Genomic DNA, 831 nt, shown 5'->3' with positions numbered 1-831 from the left:
GCCAGTCCCTTGGCCAGCGTTTTGACCGGTCCGGTCTCTGGCAGTTCATTGGGGGAATCAGACGTCATGCGTCGTTGTCGACCTCTCTAGGGTTCGATCAGACGGTATCACGCAGACAAACCTTCCAGCAAGCAAGCATGAATTGCAACATATGCAGTTTTATAAAAATTTAATGCGAAAATCGCATTCAAGATATCCAATACTCTTTACTTGCTGCATCATATGCACTCACTTGACCACCGTCACATTGACAACAGCTCATTGGAGCACGGGAGATATTTCATGATGAACTGGAAAGAATATCGCGGCGAAGTGAAGAAGCGCGTTGGCGACCTGCGCACGCTGACGCCGGAGACGATGAAGGGCTACGCCGCCCTGGCGATGGCCGGCGAGAAAGCCGTTCATCTCGACGGCAAGACGCGCGAGCTGATCGCGCTGGCGGTTGCCGTGACGACGCGTTGCGACGGCTGCATTGCAAGCCATGTCGAAGCGGCTATCGCCCATGGCGTCTCCAAGGAAGAAATTGCCGAAGCACTTGGCGTTGCGATCGCGCTGAATGCCGGCGCGGCACTGGTCTACTCGGCACGGACGCTGGATGCTTTCGAGAACATGTCTGCCTGAGCACCACCTCTGCCGCCGCGCGCGCCGGCTCGCGGCAGCCAACTTCATCAGGGAAAGGTCAAAATGTCCAACTTCCCATCGTCGTCTCTGATCTCGACATAGTAGCTTGCCGATAATCTCGGTAGCGCCCATCTCGTCTCCTCGACGGATCGTTCAAGCTTCCCGGCGCGACCCCGCTTGCCAGGGAAGACTATGAGGTGCGGCACATCC

Annotated in this window: 1 protein-coding gene; it reads left to right on the top strand. The window is 56.6% G+C overall.

What is annotated here, in order from left to right:
- Positions 1-282 precede the first annotated feature (282 nt).
- Positions 283-621, top strand: a complete 339-nt coding sequence (locus tag KVS69_RS18460; RefSeq protein ID WP_217539439.1) for a carboxymuconolactone decarboxylase family protein — start codon at positions 283-285, stop codon at positions 619-621.
- The last annotated feature ends 210 nt before the right edge of the window (positions 622-831 follow it).

The organism is Stenotrophomonas sp. GbtcB23 (assembly GCF_019091045.1).
Lineage (GTDB): Bacteria > Pseudomonadota > Gammaproteobacteria > Xanthomonadales > Xanthomonadaceae > Stenotrophomonas > Stenotrophomonas rhizophila_A.
Note: the sequence above shows the minus strand (reverse complement) of the source record. Positions and strands in the feature narration are given on the sequence as shown.

What these genes read in the sequence shown, in the direction of transcription:
- KVS69_RS18460 (WP_217539439.1), top strand. Translation starts at nt 283, where the DNA reads ATGATGAACTGGAAAGAATATCGCGGCGAAGTGAAGAAGCGCGTTGGC.